The organism is Nocardia sp. BMG111209 (genome assembly GCF_000381925.1).
GTDB lineage: Bacteria > Actinomycetota > Actinomycetes > Mycobacteriales > Mycobacteriaceae > Nocardia.
In genome coordinates this window covers 4,324,655-4,341,708 of the sequence record NZ_KB907307.1, presented here as the reverse complement: position 1 = coordinate 4,341,708, position 17,054 = coordinate 4,324,655, and the positions used below count along the sequence as shown (strand labels likewise).

Here is a 17,054-nt window from a genome sequence, read left to right as displayed (position 1 = left end):
TCAGAGTGCCCGTACAAGGTCCCTGATCCTCTCGATGGCGTCGATGGACAATTCGTCGGCGGCGCTGACCGACACATATCCGGAGGTCACCAGATCGCTGACCACGACGCGGGCCACACCGATCGGAACGCGGAGCGCCGCGGAGACTTCGGCAACGGAGTGCGGCTGTTGACACAACCGCACCACCGCATGTTGTTCGAACCGCAGCGGCGCCGACAGCGCGGCGGGTGCAGCATAGACCATGGATTCCAGACGCAGACCATCGACCAACGGAATGGTCCGGCCACCGGTCATCAGGAAGGGACGGACCACGGGGCCCTGTTCCCCGGGCGCATACTCATCGTCCTGATCCGGTGCGCCGGACCAGGTTTCGGGACGACCGGGTGGACTCATCCGGGGGTCGGGCAGCCGCGGTGGCTCGGTCATCTGCGCAGGGACTCCCGGAGTTCGGAGATCAGGGCGGGGGTGAGCAGCGCGCCGGCGCGGTCGGCCAGCACCGCCATCTGATAGCCGATCAGCCCGACATCGCCCTCGCTGTCGGCGATCACGCCGATGCAGCTGCCGTCGGCGATCGCGGACACCAGCAGGAAGCCGCGGCGCATCTCGATCATGATCAGTTTCAGGCCGTCGAACTCGTAACTGCGCGAGGCACTCCGGCCGAGGCTCACCAATCCGGACACCATCGCGGCGAGGCGATCGGCGCCGGTGCGGTCCAGGCCGTCCGACATGGCCATCAGCAGGCCGTCCGAGGAGACCGCGACGGCGTCGCGAACTCCCGCGGTGGTACGGACGAAATCGGCCAGCAGCCAGTTGAAGGTATGCGGACCGGAGTCCTGGAGGTGCGTGGTCACCTGGTTTCCTCCTGGGTCGTCGAAGCAGGAATCCATTGCCGCTCATCGGCACGCGTGTCGGGCGCACCGGTGCGCTCGCCACGTTGGTGACCGGCCCGGAAGTCCGCCAGCATACCGCGTATCTGCTCGGGGGAGCGATCCGCGGCAGGATCGGCCGGCGGCCTAGGCGTACGCACAGTCCGGTCGGTAGGTACGTTATCGCGATTCTTCTTGGCGCGCTTGACGAGACCGTTGCGAGTTCGGGCGACGTCGGGGCCGCCCGGGACGCCCACGGCCGGCCAGGAACCGGTCCGGAACGATTCGGCCTCGTGCCGTTGCGTGACAGCGGCTTCCAGCTGGTCCTTGAACGGACCCGCGGGCATGGTCGGGAACGGATCGGGGCGGGGTCCGCGATCCGGATGAACGTGTCCGTTGATCGCGGGCACGGTGTCCTTCCGTGGTCGGTCCTGCGCTTGTTCCTGGTGTGGCCGATCCGCCAGCGGCGGTGCGTGGTCGGGGACGCGGTGGATGGCCTCGTCGTGCACGGTGAATCCGGTGGCGTCGATGACGAGCGCCTCGCCCGGCACGATCGTCCCGGCCGGGGATGCGGGTACGGGATCACCGAGCGGGGACAACGGTATCCCGGCGCGCGGCGGAACCGGCTCCGGCGCGGCCGGATTCGCGGCGGCCGGCCTCGGCTGGGGCCCGGGGCCGGCCGCGTGCGGCTCGGATGCGGCGCCCCGGTGCGGCTGGGCCGCAGTGGTTTTCCGTGGCTCGGACGTCGCGGACCGGTACGACCGGTCGGCAGCGACTCCGGGCGACTCGGCCGTGGTGGCGGTGCGCGACTCGGGTGCGGTCGCGGTGCGCGACTCCGGCACGGTGGTACCGCGCGATTCCGGCGCGGTGACGGCCCGCAGTTCGGCCGCGGTCGCGGCACGCAGCTCGGAGGCGGTGGCAGCGCGGGGCTCCGATGTCGTGGCACTGCGCAACTCCGCCGCGGCGGCGGTGCGCAAATCGGTCGCGGTGCCGTGGCGCGGTTCCGCCGCGGTGACCGATCGCGGTTCGGCCGCGGCGATTCTGCGGTGCCGGTCCGGGCCGGCCGGCTCGGTCCGCGCCGGCGGGCTCGACGGCGGCGCCGCCGGGATCGACTGCGGTTTCGCGATTCCCGGGAGCGACTCGGCCTTCACGCCCCGGAGCGGTTCCGGCTTACCCTCGGTGACCGCGGGCGGTTCGGCCAGGAGCTCGGCGGGCAGCAGCATCCGGGCCACCACGCCACTGACCGGCGACACCGTCAGCTCCACCTCCACCCCGAGCCGGGCGGCCAAGCGGCCGACGACGTAGTGGCCGAGGTAGCGGGTGGGCGCCAGCAGGAAGTCGGTCTCGCCGCGCAGCCGGGAGTTGGCCTCCGCCAGCGCCTCCGGCGGCATGCCGACGCCGTGGTCGACCACCGCGAGCATGTACTGGCGGCCGAGGCGGCGACCGTAGATCTCCACCTCCAGATCCGGTGGGGAGAAGGCCAATCCGTTCTCGATGAGCTCGGCGACCATATGCGCCAGCTCGCTGACCGACGAACCCGCGACCGGCACGTCGTCGACGCGGCGCAGGATCACCCGGCGATAGTCCTCGACCTCGGACAGCGCGGCGCGGATGACATCGGTCAGCGCGATCGACTCGGTCCAGCGCCGCGGACTGGCCTCACCCACCAGCACCAGCAGGCTTTCGGCGTTGCGGCGCATCCGAGTTGCCAGATGATCGAGCTCGAACATGTTGGCCAGGGCCTTGGGATCGAGCTCCTCCTGCTCGAACTGACTGATCAGGCCGAGCTGGCGGCGGACCAGATTCTGGTTGCGCCGCCCCAGATTCGCCAGCGATTCGGAGGTGTTGTGCCGCAACAACGCCTGCTGCGAGGCGAGTTCGAAGGCGGTGGTCTGCACCCGGTCGAGTGCCTGTGCGACGGAGGCGATCTCGGCGGAGGCGCGGGCCTTCGTGCGGATCGGTTCCGGTGGCGCCGGTTCGGCCTCGGCCTGCCAGGCCGAGATCAGTTCCGGCAGACGGTGGCCCGCGACCTCGTCCGCCTCGTTCGCCAGCGCGGTGAGCGGCCGTGCGATCGAGCGCACCGTCGCGATGGTCACCGCGATCTGCGCCAGCAGGGCCAGCAGCGCCACGGCCAGGCAGCCGATGAGCTGGATACCGGCCAGATTGCGCAGGTGCTCGGCGCGGTGCACGGTGTCGGCGGCGACCGAACGCTGCACGTCCCGTTCGGCGTCGATGAGCCCGGACATGTTGGCCCACCAGATGTTCGGGTCGATCGACCGGGTCAGCGGGCCGTCCGAGGAGGCGATCGCCACGCCCTCGGAAGCGGCTGCGCGACCGGCGTTCTCGCTGCGGAACACGGCGTCGAGCCGGGCCCGCTGCGCGGCGGTGGCATCGCGGACGAAATCGGCCTGCGCGGCCTGCCGCAGACCGCGGATATCGCTGAACTGGACGTATTCGCCCTGGTCGAACCCGTCCTTGGCGAAGACGCCGTTGAGGAAGCCACGGGTCTGGCCGGTGTACTCCTTCAGATCGCCGAGGGCGTACAGCGCCTGCAGATCCCGCCACAGATCGGTGTCGCGGGCCAGGTCGGCGCCCGGCCGCACCCGCTGCACGGCGGCGATGGCGTCGGTATAGAAACGGAAGACCCGGGTGGCGTCGATGCGATGGGTGTCGAGATCGGCCCGGGTGGCGGTGAGGCCGGCGAACTGCTGCAACGCCGAGCGCACCTCCGAGTTACCGGGCACGCCGCCGTCGGCGAGGGCGGTGTCGAGCGCGCGGCGGGCGGCGTCGACGGCGCCCCGCTGGCCGATCAGCTGGTCGTGCATCGAGTTCTGCCCGTCGGCCACGCCGACCGACAGCCCGCGCTCGCGCTGGGCCTCGTGCACGAAATCCTGCACCGCGGAGGCCAATCCGATCGCGCGCACGGTGTCCTGCGAGGCCCGGTAGCGGCCGGACACGTCCACGACGATCACGGCCAGCAGGGCGAGCACCAGCACCACCGACACCATCAGCATCCGGGTCAGCTGACCGCGGATGGTGGGCAGGCGCCTCCGCCGGCGGTCGCCATCGGCCGGCAACAGAGGTGCTCGACGGAATTGCACGTGTTCTCCTTGTTTCCCGCTGATACACGGCCTCCGGTCGCCCGGTCCGGAGAATCAGAAGCAACCTGACACATGCGGGTCGGATTTGCAAGACAGGCACCTCACCCGGGCCGAAGGCCCATGTGACACACTGAACTCGACACGCCGGACGCTATGGGCACAGTGCGGTGTCGACTGTGGCCGACCCGGTGTAGTGCGCGCGGGAATGCGAAACAATTGATTTCGCACGCGGGCTCATCGTCGAGCCCGAAATCCCTGGAGGTGCGCGATCATGTCTTCCGGCAGTCCCGTCTATCCGATTCGTGTCCGCGGTGATCTCGATCCGGCGCTCTCGCGCTGGCAATGGATCATCAAGTGGATTCTGGCGATTCCGCACATCGTGGTTCTGATTTTCCTGTACATCGCCTACTTCGTCGTCACCGTGATCGCGTTCTTCGCGATTCTGTTCACCGGCCGTTACCCGCGCGGCCTTTTCGACTTCAATGTGGGTGTGCTGCGCTGGAGTTGGCGGGTGCGGTTCTACGCGGGGGCGCTGGGCACCGACCGCTATCCGCCGTTCAGCCTCGGCGCGCGCGCCGATTATCCGGCCGATGTCGAGGTCGATTATCCGGAACGGCTCAATCGCTGGCTGGTCCTGATCAAATGGTGGCTGCTGGCGCTGCCGCAGTATCTGATCGTCGCGGCGCTCACCGGGGGCGGCATGCGCTGGATGGGCGGCGGCCACCATCATCATCACCACGGTGGCGGCGTTGCGATGATCTCGCTGGCGGCCGTGCTGTTCCTGGTGGCGGGATTCGCGCTGCTGTGCACCGGCCGGTACCCCGGTGGTGTCTTCGCGCTGCTGGTGGGCGTGTATCGGTGGTCGATCCGGGTGCGCGGCTACGCCTCGCTGTTCACCGACGAGTATCCGCCCTTCCGGCTGGATCAGGGCGCGCGTGAGCCGGCGCCGGAACCGGCGCAACCCGGGCCGGATACGACCGAACCGACTGAGCAACAGTAACTTTCGTCTACCTCCGCGCCCCGGTTCGCCGGGGCGCGGTCGTGTCGCCGGGCGGATTCAGCCGTGCGGCCGGCCCGGCGCGCGCAGCGGGGCGCGGGCGGCCGCGGCGGTGGCCACGGGCGCGACGATGCGGGCCGGTCGGAGGTCCGGCATGCGGGATTCGTAGATGCGCCGCACCACATCGTCGATATCGGGCTCCTCGATGGACAGATCGCGCACCTCGGCGCGTGCCGATACCGCGGTGAGAAGCTGTGCGGCGGTGGTGGTTTCGGCGTCGAACGCCAGCCGCTGCCGGATACCGCCGCCCTCGCTGGCGATCAGCTGGGCGCCGGGCAGGCCGTCGAGTTCGGCGGTGGGGCCGGTGAGGTCGACCACCAGCACCCGGCGCACCCCGACGGTGCGCGCGAGTCCGGTCAGCGTGCCGTCGTAGACCAGGCGGCCGTGGTCCACGACCAGTACCCGCTCGCACAGCCGCTCGATATCGCCCATGTCGTGGGTGGTCAGCAACAGGGTGGTGCCGCGCTGGATCCGCTCGTAGCTGAGGAATTCGCGTAGTCGTTGTTTGGACAGTACGTCGAGTCCGATGGTCGGCTCGTCGAGGATCAGTAACTCGGGCGAATGAAGAAGCGCCGCAGCGATTTCCGCGCGCATTCGCTGACCGAGCGAGAGCTGGCGGACGGGGGTGTCGAGGGTTTCGGCCATCTCCAGCTGCTCGACCAGTTCGTGGGTGCGCTTGCGGGCGCCGTCGGGTTCGAGCCGGTGGATCGCGGCGAGGATGGTGAACGATTCGCGCAGCGGCAGATCCCACCACAGTTGTGAGCGCTGGCCGAACACCACCCCGATCCGGCCCGCCAGCTCCCGGCGCTGCCGCACCGGTTCCAGGCCGCAGGTGTGCACCGTCCCCGCAGTCGGGACCAGGATGCCGGTGAGCATCTTGATGGTGGTGGACTTGCCGGCGCCGTTGGCGCCGATATAGCCGACGGCCGCGCCGGATTCGACGCTGAAGCTCATCCGGTCGACCGCCGTGATCGTCTCACGGCGCCTGCGCCTGCGCCCCTCGTCCCGTCGACGCAACACGAATTGTCTGGTGAGTTCCTGGATCTCGATAGCGTTCACCCGCCGCCTCCCTGATAGTGCCGTACACCCAGCTGCCAGAACGTCAGTGCAAAAGCCCAGATCCACAGTGCAGCACCCGGAGACGCCCACGCCAGTCCGGCGGGCAGCCAATCGGGGCCACGAAGGCCGAGCACGGCGATCGTGGGCAGATACGCGATGAAGGCGACGGGGACGGCGAATCCGAACAGTATCGCCAGCGGGAGGCCGAATACCGAGGTCGGCTGCTGGGCGGCGAAGGAACCGCCGTAGGTGAAGCTGTTGGTCAGTTCGGCGCCGTCGATCAGGAAGAACTGCAGGCCGGCGGCGGCCACGAACAATCCGGCGAAACTCGCGACCCCGGCCGGCAGGGAGACCGCCAGGAGAGCGAATTTGCTTACGGTCCAATGGATGTCGTTCTCGGCGAGACCGGCGGAGAGGACCGCCGCGGCGACCGCGGCCCGGGTGAGCCGGCGCAGGGAGATATCGCTGGTGATCAGTTGCAGCAGCAGTGGTTGCGGGCGCAGGTGGAAGGCGTCCAGGGTGCCCAGGCGGATGTAGGTGGGCAGGGTGTCGGTGTGGCCGACCGCGATCTGCGCGATCGCGAAGCTGAGGTTGCTCAGCCCGAACAGCAGCAGCATGCCCTTCATGTCCAGCCCGCCGAGGATCCGGACATTGTGGTAGATCACCCACACCTCGGCGAATTCGACGGCGCCGACCAGCAACGACGAGAGCATATCCGCCGCGAAGGACAGGGGGTAGGCCCGCTGGGACCGCATCCTGGACCGGAGCACGGCGCCGTAGGGCGTGAACCAGTTCCCGTACGGTGCCGCCGCCGACTCACCCACCCTGCACCTCCAGCTTCCGGCGGCCGGCGCGCAACAGAACGCGGCCGATGGCGAGGGCGGCGATCACCCAGAGAATCTGTACGACAAGAATTCCCGCAGCCTCTCCCCCGGTGGCATGCCCGGACAGCACGTCGATCGGTCCCTGTAGCTGGGACGGGAACGGGCTGAGGTTCGCCAGTGTACGCAGCCAGCCGGGAAACAGGTGGACGGGAACGAAAAGTCCCGCCAGGAATGTCGCGACGATCTGGTAGAGCAACCGGATGCCCCGGGTCTCCACCAGCCAGAATCCGGCCAGTGCGACGGCGAACAGCAGGAGGAACGAAATGCTCACCGCCAGTACGACACTGATCGCACCGAGCAGGTACGGCAGGATGGCGTGCGGCGGCTCCAGTTGCAGGAACAGCATGCCCGCGGCCACACTCGGCAGCCCGCGCAGCAGCAGCGTGCAGGCGGCCCGGCCGAGATCACCGGCCAGATAGCAGAATTGGATGTCGATCGGGCGCAGGAAGTCGATGGCCACGTCGCCGTTGCGGATCCGCTCGACCAGATCCAGCGGCGGGCCCATCACGCCGAGCGCGCCGAGCAGACCCTGCGACAGCCAGACGTACGCGCCGATCGAATCGGGGGTGTACCCGCCGAATCCGGCGGAGGTCCGCACCGCGGCCAGCATCACCGACGCGCGGACCAGACCGAACACCACATTGGTGAACATCCCCGCGAACATCGCCAGGCGATAGTGCCATTGCCTGCGGAAACCTGCTTCGACCAACCGAAAGTAGACGTCGGGTCGTGCGCGCACAATCACACCACGCTATGGTGCTCGGCTCGAGTTCACAACCGGTTTGCCGACTCCCGAATGTTCCGAAAGTGATACCGAGCGGTGGCCGGGGTGCGATCCTGGCGGTTCGCCGAAACTCTTGTGGCCACGCCCCGTTCAATGTTAGAAACAGGTACATTTCAGATTATTGGGGCCGGTCCCGGCTCCCGCTCGGCGAAGGACCGCCATGACCACAGTCTTCGAAGCACTCGAATCGAACGTGCGCAGTTACTGCCGGGCGTGGCCGACGGTCTTCGACACCGCCCGCGGCGCCTGGCTGCGCGACGAGAACGGCCGGGAATACCTGGACTTCTTCGCCGGCGCGGGTTCGCTCAACTACGGCCACAACAACCCGGTGCTGAAATCGGCTCTGCTGGAGTACTTGTCGCGCGACGGCATCACCCACGCGCTGGACATGAGCACCACCGCGAAACGCGATCTGCTGGCCGCGCTGCGCGATCTCGTGCTGGTGCCGCGGGGTTTGGACTACAAGGTGCAGTTCCCCGGGCCGACCGGGGCGAATGCGGTCGAGGCCGCACTCAAGCTGGCGCGCAAGGTCACCGGCCGCACCGCGATCTGGAACTTCACCAATTCCTTCCACGGCGTGAGCCTCGGCGCGCTCGCGGTCACCGGCAACGCCGCCAAGCGCGCCGCCGCCGGCGTACCGCTCGCCCACGCGGTGCCGATGCCCTACGACGGGTACCTCGGCGGCGATCCCGGCGCGGGCCCGGCCTGGATGCGGCGGGTGCTCGACGATTCCGCCTCCGGGCTGGACAAGCCCGCGGCGGTGATCGTGGAGACCGTCCAGGGGGAGGGCGGGGTGAACGTGGCGAGCGGGCAGTGGCTGCGCGCGCTCGCCGAATTGTGTTCCGCCCGAGGCATTCTGCTCATCGTTGACGATGTGCAGATGGGGTGCGGGCGGACCGGTCCGTTCTTCTCCTTCGAGACCGCCGGGATCACCCCCGACATCGTCGTGCTGTCCAAGTCGATCGGCGGCTACGGGCTGCCGATGGCGCTGGTGCTGCTGCGGCCGGAATGGGACCAGTGGGCGCCCGGCGAGCACAACGGCACCTTCCGTGGCAACAATCCGGCATTCGTCACCGCCCGCGTCGCGCTCGAGCACTACTGGTCCGGCGACGGCCTGACCGCGTCGACCCTGGCGCTGGGGGAGCGGGTGCGGCGCGCGCTCGACGATCTGGCCGCGCGGTACCCGGGGGTGTCGGCGCGTGGCCGCGGGCTGGTGCACGGGCTGGCCTTCACGGACGTGTCCGTGGCGGGCAAGGTTTCGCGGCTGGCCTTCGACCGGGGGTTGCTGGTGGAGACCTCCGGGCCCGACGACGAGGTCGTGAAACTGCTGCCGCCGCTGACCGTCACCGAGGACGAACTCGCCCACGGCCTGACCCTGCTCGCCGAGGTGGTGGACGAGATCTGCGCGGGGTCACCGGCGGTGAGCGACGTCGTGGCGACGGGGTTCACAGGCTGCAGCTAGGTTCGCCACAGCTGGAAGAGAATCTGCTCGGGCACAGTCGGCAGGCCACGGCACGGCGCCGGGCAACCGCTTCGCATCCGGCTCGGCTGAAGGACTCGCTCTCATGGCCAGATATTCCAACGGTGAATCCGTGCTCTCCCGGCTGGCGCGGTTGTTCGAGGCGTTCGGCCCGGAGACCCGGTCGTCGACGGTGTCCGAACTGTCCGAGCGCACCGGCATCCCGCTGCCGACGGTGTCGCGCATGGTCGCCGAACTCGTCGAACGCGGCTGGTTGCAGCGCGACGCCGACCGGCGGGTGTGGATCGGCGTGCGGATGTGGGAGATGGTCAGCCGGGCCGCGCCGATGCGGGAACTGTCCCGCACGGCCATGCCGTTCATGACCGAACTGCACGCCCGCATCGGCCAGCACGTCCATCTCGGCGTGCGCGAGGGGCACGAGGTGCTGATCGTCGAGCAGCTATCCGCGCCGATCGCGGTGCGCAGCGCGGTGTCGACCGCGAGCCGGCTGCCGCTGCACGCGTCCGCGCCGGGCCTGGTGCTGCTCGCGCACGCCCCCGCCGATGTGCAGGAGGCGGTGCTGGCCGAGCCGCTGCGCGCCTACACCCCGCACACCGTCACCGATCCCCGGGCGCTGCGGATGGTGCTGAGCCGGGTGCGCCGGGCCGGCGCGGCCTACTGCCCGGGGTTGATGGATCCCGTCGCGACCTCGATCGCCGTACCGTTGCGGGCCGCGGACGGCCAGGTGATGGCCGCGTTGTCGGTGGTGTTGCCCAATACCGAATCGGCGACGGCGATGGTGCCCGCGGTCCGGGCCGCCGGGGTGCGCATCTGCCGTGCGCTGGCGGATCGCCGGGTCAGCGAGCTGGCGGTGATGTCGGAGGATCCGCGCCCGCTGCGCACGGGCACATTGTGAGCTGAACCACACCGTTGCATAATTGTGACACTCGGTGAGCCGTGGGTCGCATATGTTGTTGGCTACAACATATGGCCGACGCCACATCCGTACCCGACGGGCCGGTGTTCGGCCGCCAGCTCGAAAGGTGCATCTGATGAGGACGAAAGCGCTCGGCGCCGTTGCCGTGGCCCTGGCCGGTCTGCTGACCCTGGCCGCGTGTGGTTCCAACTCCTCTTCCGGTAGCAGCTCCTCGACCGGTGGTTCCGGGGGTGGGGGCGGGAACGGCACCGTCGGTGTCATCCTGCCCGAGACCGCCACCTCGGCCCGCTGGGAGGGCTTCGACCGGCCGATGCTGCAGAAGGCGTTCAAGGCCCAGGGCTTCGACGCCGACATCCAGAACGCGCAGGGCGATGTGCAGAAGTTCAGCACCCTCGCCGACGGCATGATCGCCAAGGGGGTGAAGGTGCTGGTCATCGCGTCCATCAACAGCGAGGTCGGCACCGCCGTCGCCAACAAGGCGAAGAAGGCCGGTATCCCGACCATCGACTACGACCGGCTCAACCTCGGCGGTTCGTCGGACTACTACGTGTCCTTCGACAACGTCGGCGTCGGCCAGTTGCAGGGCCAGGGCCTGGCCACCGCGCTGAAGGACAAGCCCGGCGCGCAGGTGATCGAGATCGAGGGTGCCCCCACCGACAACAACGCCACCCTGTTCCACGACGGCCAGGAGAAGGTGCTCAAGCCGCTCTACGATTCCGGCGCGCTGAAGCTGGTGCACAGCCAGCCGATCGACGAGTGGGACAACCAGAAGGGCGGCCAGGTCTTCGAACAGCTGCTCACCGGTAACGGCGGCAAGGTCGACGGCGTCGTGGCGGCCAACGACGGCCTCGCCGGCGCCATCATCACCGTGCTGAAGAAGAACGGCCTGAACGGCAAGGTGCCGGTCACCGGTCAGGATGCCACCGCCGACGGCCTCAAGGCGATCCTGCGCGGCGACCAGTACATGACGGTGTTCAAGCCGATCCAGGACGAGGCCGACGCCGCCGCCAAGCTCGCGTCCGCACTGGTCAAGGGCGACAAGGCGAGCGCCGACGCGCTGGCCACCGCCGTCAGCAAGGACACCAAGGGCAACCGGGACGTGAAGTCGGTGCTGCTGACCCCGCACCTGGTCACCAAGGCCGAGGTCAAGCAGGTCGTCGACCAGGGCTACATCAAGGCGTCCGATCTGTGCTCCGGCGATGTGTCGGCGGCCTGCGGTCAGCTCGGGATCTCCTGAGTCGTCCGCATCGTCCATTCGAGGAAGACCATGAGCGAACCGCTGCTGCACATCACCGGGCTGAACAAGAGCTTCGGTGCCGTCCATGTCCTGCACGATGTCGAATTCACCGCTCCCGCAGGGGAAGTCACCGCACTGGTGGGTGACAACGGCGCCGGCAAGTCGACCCTGGTGAAATGTATCGCCGGAATCCATCCGGCCGATTCGGGCACCATCCGGTTCAACGGGGCCGACGTGCAGATGCGCGGGCCGAAGGACGCGGCGGAGCTGGGTATCGAGGTCGTCTACCAGGATCTGGCCCTGGCCGACAACCTCGACATCGTGCAGAACATGTTCCTCGGCCGGGAACGCGGCAAGCCGTGGTTCCTGGACGAGGCCGGCATGGAGGACGCGGCCCGGCGCACCCTCGCCTCGCTGGCGGTGCGCACGGTGAAATCCGTGCGCACGCCGGTGTCCGCACTGTCGGGCGGACAACGGCAGACCGTCGCGATCGCGAAAGCCGTGCTGTGGAACAGCAATCTGGTACTCCTCGACGAGCCGACCGCGGCGCTGGGCGTCGCCCAGACCCGGCAGGTGCTGGATCTGGTCCGGCGGCTGGCCGAACAGGGCCTGGGCGTGGTGCTGATCAGCCACAACCTGGCCGACGTGTTCGAGGTCGCCGACCGGATCGCGGTGCTGTACCTGGGGCGGATGGCGGCGCAGGTGCGCACCGCCGACGTCACCCAGAACCAGGTCGTGGAACTGATCACCGCGGGCCGCTCGGGCGAACTGGGCCTGGCCCGGCCCGAGTCCGCGGTGCTCTAGCAGGAAAGACAGTGTGATGACACAAGTTTCGGCCCCCGGCTCGAACGCCGACGGCTCCCCGGCCTCGGACACCAACCGCTCCGCGGCCTCGGACACCAACCGCTCCGCGGCAGAGCCCGCCGGTACCGATCCGGCCCAGTCCGCGATCGCCGATTTCGGCATCGACACCACCACCGTGTCCACGGCGGAGGCCGTGCGCGCCTATCTCGCCCGCGTGAGGGGCGGTGAGATAGGTTCGCTGCCTGCGATTCTCGGGCTGGTGGTGCTGATCGTGCTGTTCAGCGTGTTGTCGGATGTGTTCTTCTCGCTGAACAACATCGCCAACCTGCTGGCACAGGGCGCGGGCCAGACCATCATCGCGATGGGCATCGTGTACGTCCTGTTGCTCGGCGAGATCGACCTGTCCGCCGGCACCGCGTCCGGCGTGGCCGGCGCGGTGCTGGCCATGCACTACGTCGACAACGGGAATCTGTTGTCGGGCATGGGTAATACGGTCTTCGTCGTCTTCAATGCCCTGCTGGTGCTGGCGGCGGTGCTGGCCGGACTGCTGCGGATCTGGCCGGGTGTGGCGATGTCGCTGCTGGGTGTGGTGCTGACGGTGTGCGGATTCCATGCCAATCCGTGGATCGAGATGCTGCTGGCGGTGTGCGTGGGCACCGCGATCGGCTGTATCACCGGATTCCTCATCGCCCGGATCGGCATGCCGTCGTTCGTGGTGACGCTGGCGCTGTTCCTGGCCTGGCAGGGCGCCATCCTGCAGTTGATCGGCCAGGGCGGCGTGCTGGGGATCAGTTCCTCGCACGTGCTGGACGAGGTGGCCAACGGCAATCTGTCGGTGGCCGCGAGTTGGGTGCTGTTCGTCGTCGGTGCCGGCGGCTACGCGACGGTCACCCTGGTCGGCCACTTCCGCAGGCGGGCAAAGGGTCTGGTGACGCAGCCGACGCTGCTGGTGGTGCTCAAGGTGTCCGCGGTGGGTGTGCTGGCCGCGGTGGCCACGGCGCTGCTGTCGGTGAATCGCTCACCCAGCGCGCTGATCCGGATCTCCGGGGTGCCGTATGTGGTGCCGCTCATCCTGGTGCTGCTCGTGGTGGGCACCTATGTGCTCAACCGGACCACCTACGGCCGGCATCTCTACGCCACCGGCGGCAACAACGAGGCGGCGCGCCGGGCCGGGATCAACGTGGTCCGGTTGCGCGCCAGCGCCTTCGCGATCTGCTCCGGCTGTGCCGCGATCGGCGCCATCGTCTACTCGTCGAAGGTGGGTTCGGTGGATCCGCAGGCCGGCGGGTTGAACACACTGCTGTTCGCGGTCGGCGCGGCGGTGATCGGCGGTACCTCGCTGTTCGGCGGCCGGGGCCGGGTGGCGGACGCGGTCATCGGCGGCGCGGTGCTGGCCGTGGTGTCCAACGGGCTGGGTCTGTTGCGGCAGCCGGCGGCGGTCGTCTCGATCGTCACCGGTCTGGTGTTGTTGCTGGCGGCCACGGTCGACGCGCTGTCCCGGCGGCGGGCGGCGGCCACCGGTCGATGAGTGTGCGGGCGGCGAAACGGCCGGGGTGCCTGCGGATCGTCGGCGTTCGACCCGCCGGCACCCCGGCCGTTTCGCCGGATGCCCCGGCGGTCTTGTCCCGGTTGAGTTTTCGGCCGGGCGGTCCGCCGGGGCCCGCTCGCGTCCGGATTCGTGGTGGTGGCGGTGGCGAGATGAGGGGCCCGCAGTGCTATTGATGAGGCCATGACCGTCGCCCGTCCGGACGAGGTCCGCCGATTCAACCGGGCCAGCCTGCTGCGTCTGCTGCACACGGGTGGCCCGGCGACGCGTGCTGCGCTGGCAACGGAATTGGGCCTGAACCGGTCCACGATCAAGATGCTCGTCGACGGCCTGGCCGTCGACGGGGTGGTGGAGGAGCGGGTGCCGCGGCTGGCGCAGGGCGCGGGCCGGCCCTCGCTGCTGGTACTGCCGCAGGCCCAGGCCGTGGTGGTGCTCGCGGTGGATGTCCAGGTGGAACACGCCGGGGTCGCGCTGGTCGGGCTGGGCGGCCAGATCCTCGGCCGCAACAGCTGGAATCTGCATGGGCGGCAACGGGATCCGGAGGAGGTCGTGACGCATGTGGCCGAATCGGCCGCACTGCTGGTCAGCGATCTGGGAGTGCGCCCGGTGGCGGCGGGCATCTCGGTACCGGGCGTGGTGCGCCGCGGCGACGGACTCGTGCACGACGCGTCGAATCTGGGCTGGACGCAGGTGCCGTTCGGGGATCGGATGCGCACCGCCCTCGGAATACCGGTGGTGGTCGGCAACGACGCCGAATTCGGCGCGCTCGCAGAATATGTCCGCGGCGTCGGTCGCGGCGCCTCGGACGCGGTGTTCGTCTCGGCCGACGTAGGTGTCGGCGGCGGCATCATCGCGCAGGGCGGGCTGTTGCGCGGTTCGGCCGGCTATCTCGGCGAGATCGGCCACATGACCGTGAATCCCGGTGGCCGGCTGTGCCACTGCGGCAACGAGGGCTGCTGGGAGACCGAGGTCGGCGAGGCCGCGCTGCGCCGCACCCTCGGCCTCGACGCGATGGCCCCGCGCGGGGCGATCGTCGCGGAAATGCGCCGGCTGCAACGGGTTTCCGATCCGGCCGGCCGGCTCGGTGAATACCTCGACTGGCTGATCCTGGGACTGGTCAACGTGGTCAACATCCTGGGCCCGGAACTGGTGGTACTCGGCGACCTGTTCACGACGCTGCCCGACGCGGTGGTGACCCTCGCCGAACAGGAGATCCACCGCCGCAGCATGATCAGCCGCGCGATCGGCGGCATCCGCATCGAGAAGTCCAGTCTGGGAGCCGATCTCAAACTGCTCGGCGCGGCGGAAGCGGCCTTCGAGGACGTCCTCACCGCGGTCTGAACCCGGCTCACCGCCGGGCCCGAGTGTCACCGAAACTGTTGCGCCGCAGGACCTACGGCCATCGGGACCCGGACATGCGGACAGCCCCGCGCCACCCGGGCGCAGGGCTGTCCGCGGATCGGCTACTGTCCGGGCGGCGGCGGGCAGCCCGGCGGCGGACCCTGGGGATCACCCGGCGGGGGACCCTGCGGAGCGCCGGGCGGCGGACCCTGATGATCACCGGGCGGCGGGCCGCACTGCCCCTGCGGGGGCGGTCCGCCCGGACCGGGATCGGCATTCGCCACGGCCGCGCCGAAGCCCAGCGCGCTGAGCAACACACCACCGGCGACGGCGGTCTTCACCAGCTTCGCTTTGATAGCCATATACGTCCTCTCCTCGATCGGACCAGGTCCGAGTCCACCGGCCGACCACTGCCGCCCGGCGAACCCGAGTCTCTCGACGCCATGTCGGCCCGCACTTGGTACAAGCTGTGCAACGGTTATGGATGGCTGAGAGTCCGCTGATCCGGACACGATTCCCGGCTCAGAATTCCAGTTCGGCCCAGCGGATTTCGCTCTCGGATGCGTTCCGAGCGGCACAGCGGTGCAGGGCATCGCGTAGCGCAACCGCGTATCGGTGACGTTCGGCGTCGTCGGGATGGACTCGGACCACTCGACCTTCTGATCGGTCGGTGGCATCCTCGAATCGCTCCTCGGCGTCCCGGCGCGAGCTTTGGGTTGTGCCACGAATCGGATTCGTCGTCGCCATGCGGCAATAGCAACTGTCGGCGTGGCCGCCGATCATGGCACTCACGGACCGGCGTGCCGCGCTGTGGCGGGCGGCACACCGGTCGGTGGCTCGAACCGGATCGGCTGCGGACGGCGGCAGGGCATCGGATGGGAGAGTCGTCCTTCTCTCACGGTGTCGCCGAATCGCATTGGGCTCCTGCCGAACCGGCTCGGGTTGCTGCCGATTCGGCTCAGCCGGCGGTGGGGGGCTGGGCGCCGGGTGGGAGGGTCGGGACGTTGCCGTTGCCGAATTGGCCTGGGGCGTTGCCGAATTGGTTCGGGGTGTTGCCGGTTCGGCCGGGGGCGCCGAATCCGGGACCGCCGGATTGGTTGCCGGGGTCGGCCAGCGCGCCGTTTCCGCCTGCGCCGCGGCGGCCGGTGCCGAAGCCGCTGCCGTTACCGCCGGTGCCCTCGGTGATCGTGGTGGCGGTCGAGGTGCCGTTGGCGCCGGTGCCCAGGATGCGGATCGTGTCGCCGACCTTCACCGCCGAGGCGCCTGTGGTGGAGGCGGTGATGGTGTAGGTCTGGGTGTAGTCGTCGGCGCTCTTCGCCGTGATCGACTCCGCGGAGACCGCTGTGACGGTGCCGAGTTGGGTCGTCTCGGTCACGTAGGTGCTGCCTTCGGCCACCACGAACTGGCCGTGCAGGGCGGCGGCGAGGCCGGTGCCGCGGGCCGGTTCGGTCCGGCCGTCGGTGCCCTGTTGCCCGCGCTGGGACCGGCCGCCGGGGGCGCCGTTCATGGCCGTGCCCGGACCGCCGCCGGGGCCGTGTTCGGTGTTCGAGTGGCCGGAGGCGGCGTAGATCACGCCGGCGCCGCCCGCGGCGATGACGGCCGCTATGCCGACGGCGGCCAGGGACTTCTTCGCGGTCCCGGGGGAGGACGACTGTTGTGGGGCGCCCCAGGTTTGTTGTCCCGGGGGTGCGGGGATCGGTTCGGTCGGGTGGTGGGGGTCGGCGTATTCGGGTGTGCCGGGGCGGGGTTCGGGGCCGGACGGCTCGGTCGGAGGCTGGGTCATGGTCGTTGCTCCTCGGTTGCGGGATCGTCGCGGCATCGCCGGCCGCGCTTGGTCCCACCGTGGATGGCGAAGTTCTGCGGGTGCTGTGGCGGTCGTCCGGGTTGACTGTGCACGGCTGGGGATTCGCTGTGTGTATGGCATCCTGTGACGAGGCCCGATGTCACCACCAGGCATTTCACAGGTTGCGCACAGGTTC

15 protein-coding genes are annotated in these 17,054 nt (G+C 69.3%); 7 read left to right on the top strand and 8 right to left on the bottom strand.

Features of this window, described 5'->3' with window-relative positions; all coding sequences use genetic code 11:
* The 3 genes from G361_RS0120005 to G361_RS47075 are packed head-to-tail and all read right to left on the bottom strand — an operon-like array spanning position 1 to position 3,967.
* A complete protein-coding gene (locus G361_RS0120005; RefSeq protein WP_019928883.1) occupies positions 1–426 on the bottom strand; it encodes a DUF742 domain-containing protein in 426 nt (141 codons plus the stop codon).
* Positions 423–851: a roadblock/LC7 domain-containing protein gene (locus G361_RS0120000; RefSeq protein WP_019928882.1), complete on the bottom strand. Its 429-nt coding sequence runs from the start codon at positions 849–851 to the stop codon at positions 423–425. The genes G361_RS0120005 and G361_RS0120000 overlap by 4 nt, the downstream gene beginning before the upstream one ends.
* Entirely contained in the window at positions 848–3,967 is a 3,120-nt protein-coding gene (locus tag G361_RS47075) for a nitrate- and nitrite sensing domain-containing protein (RefSeq protein ID WP_231386932.1), read from the bottom strand. Before G361_RS47075 ends, G361_RS0120000 begins: the two co-directional genes overlap by 4 nt.
* 271 nt (positions 3,968–4,238) lie before the next feature.
* Between G361_RS47075 and G361_RS0119990 the strand changes: the two genes are divergently transcribed.
* Entirely contained in the window at positions 4,239–4,967 is a 729-nt protein-coding gene (locus G361_RS0119990) for a DUF4389 domain-containing protein (protein ID WP_019928881.1), read from the top strand.
* A gap of 57 nt (positions 4,968–5,024) precedes the next feature.
* Here G361_RS0119990 and G361_RS44195 read toward each other — a convergent pair whose 3' ends face one another.
* The 3 genes from G361_RS44195 to G361_RS0119975 form a co-directional block, all read right to left on the bottom strand.
* On the bottom strand, positions 5,025–5,978 hold the full coding sequence (locus tag G361_RS44195; protein ID WP_019928880.1) for an ATP-binding cassette domain-containing protein: 954 nt from the start codon (positions 5,976–5,978) through the stop codon (positions 5,025–5,027).
* 101 nt (positions 5,979–6,079) lie between these two features.
* On the bottom strand, positions 6,080–6,907 hold the full coding sequence (locus G361_RS0119980; protein ID WP_019928879.1) for an ABC transporter permease: 828 nt from the start codon (positions 6,905–6,907) through the stop codon (positions 6,080–6,082).
* Entirely contained in the window at positions 6,900–7,706 is an 807-nt protein-coding gene (locus G361_RS0119975; RefSeq protein ID WP_036495261.1) for an ABC-2 family transporter protein, read from the bottom strand. Before G361_RS0119975 ends, G361_RS0119980 begins: the two co-directional genes overlap by 8 nt.
* Before the next feature lie 205 nt (positions 7,707–7,911).
* Here G361_RS0119975 and ectB point away from each other — a divergent pair, with 205 nt between their 5' ends.
* The 6 genes from ectB to G361_RS0119945 all read left to right on the top strand — a co-directional run bounded on the left by ectB (position 7,912) and on the right by G361_RS0119945 (position 15,075).
* The gene (gene ectB / locus G361_RS0119970; protein ID WP_019928877.1) at positions 7,912–9,213 is read left to right on the top strand and encodes a diaminobutyrate--2-oxoglutarate transaminase; all 1,302 of its coding nucleotides are present in this window, start codon (positions 7,912–7,914) and stop codon (positions 9,211–9,213) included.
* Positions 9,214–9,316: 103 nt separating this feature from the next.
* Positions 9,317–10,126, top strand: a complete 810-nt coding sequence (locus G361_RS0119965) for an IclR family transcriptional regulator (RefSeq protein WP_019928876.1) — start codon at positions 9,317–9,319, stop codon at positions 10,124–10,126.
* Positions 10,127–10,262: 136 nt separating this feature from the next.
* On the top strand, positions 10,263–11,384 hold the full coding sequence (locus tag G361_RS0119960) for a sugar ABC transporter substrate-binding protein (protein WP_026343270.1): 1,122 nt from the start codon (positions 10,263–10,265) through the stop codon (positions 11,382–11,384).
* Between the two features lie 30 nt (positions 11,385–11,414).
* Positions 11,415–12,188: an ATP-binding cassette domain-containing protein gene (locus G361_RS0119955; protein ID WP_019928874.1), complete on the top strand. Its 774-nt coding sequence runs from the start codon at positions 11,415–11,417 to the stop codon at positions 12,186–12,188.
* Positions 12,189–12,204: 16 nt separating this feature from the next.
* On the top strand, positions 12,205–13,716 hold the full coding sequence (locus G361_RS0119950) for a sugar ABC transporter permease (protein ID WP_019928873.1): 1,512 nt from the start codon (positions 12,205–12,207) through the stop codon (positions 13,714–13,716).
* 201 nt (positions 13,717–13,917) lie between these two features.
* On the top strand, positions 13,918–15,075 hold the full coding sequence (locus G361_RS0119945) for an ROK family transcriptional regulator (RefSeq protein ID WP_019928872.1): 1,158 nt from the start codon (positions 13,918–13,920) through the stop codon (positions 15,073–15,075).
* Positions 15,076–15,197: 122 nt separating this feature from the next.
* Here the strand turns inward: G361_RS0119945 and G361_RS0119940 are convergent, their stop codons facing one another.
* Together G361_RS0119940 and G361_RS47070 are read right to left on the bottom strand one after the other, a co-directional pair.
* The gene (locus tag G361_RS0119940; protein ID WP_019928871.1) at positions 15,198–15,437 is read right to left on the bottom strand and encodes a hypothetical protein; all 240 of its coding nucleotides are present in this window, start codon (positions 15,435–15,437) and stop codon (positions 15,198–15,200) included.
* A gap of 596 nt (positions 15,438–16,033) precedes the next feature.
* A complete protein-coding gene (locus G361_RS47070; protein WP_019928869.1) occupies positions 16,034–16,858 on the bottom strand; it encodes a hypothetical protein in 825 nt (274 codons plus the stop codon).
* Between the last annotated feature and the right edge of the window lie 196 nt (positions 16,859–17,054).

Bases quoted from the DNA above. Each gene is read 5' to 3' on its own strand.
- G361_RS47070 (WP_019928869.1), bottom strand. From the start codon at position 16,858: ATGACCCAGCCTCCGACCGAGCCGTCCGGCCCCGAACCCCGCCCCGGC.
- G361_RS0119955 (WP_019928874.1), top strand. From the start codon at position 11,415: ATGAGCGAACCGCTGCTGCACATCACCGGGCTGAACAAGAGCTTCGGT.
- G361_RS44195 (WP_019928880.1), bottom strand. From the start codon at position 5,978: ATGAGCTTCAGCGTCGAATCCGGCGCGGCCGTCGGCTATATCGGCGCC.
- G361_RS0119940 (WP_019928871.1), bottom strand. From the start codon at position 15,437: ATGGCTATCAAAGCGAAGCTGGTGAAGACCGCCGTCGCCGGTGGTGTG.
- G361_RS0120005 (WP_019928883.1), bottom strand. From the start codon at position 426: ATGACCGAGCCACCGCGGCTGCCCGACCCCCGGATGAGTCCACCCGGT.
- G361_RS0119960 (WP_026343270.1), top strand. From the start codon at position 10,263: ATGAGGACGAAAGCGCTCGGCGCCGTTGCCGTGGCCCTGGCCGGTCTG.
- ectB (WP_019928877.1), top strand. From the start codon at position 7,912: ATGACCACAGTCTTCGAAGCACTCGAATCGAACGTGCGCAGTTACTGC.
- G361_RS0119945 (WP_019928872.1), top strand. From the start codon at position 13,918: ATGACCGTCGCCCGTCCGGACGAGGTCCGCCGATTCAACCGGGCCAGC.
- G361_RS0119990 (WP_019928881.1), top strand. From the start codon at position 4,239: ATGTCTTCCGGCAGTCCCGTCTATCCGATTCGTGTCCGCGGTGATCTC.
- G361_RS0119950 (WP_019928873.1), top strand. From the start codon at position 12,205: ATGACACAAGTTTCGGCCCCCGGCTCGAACGCCGACGGCTCCCCGGCC.
- G361_RS0119965 (WP_019928876.1), top strand. From the start codon at position 9,317: ATGGCCAGATATTCCAACGGTGAATCCGTGCTCTCCCGGCTGGCGCGG.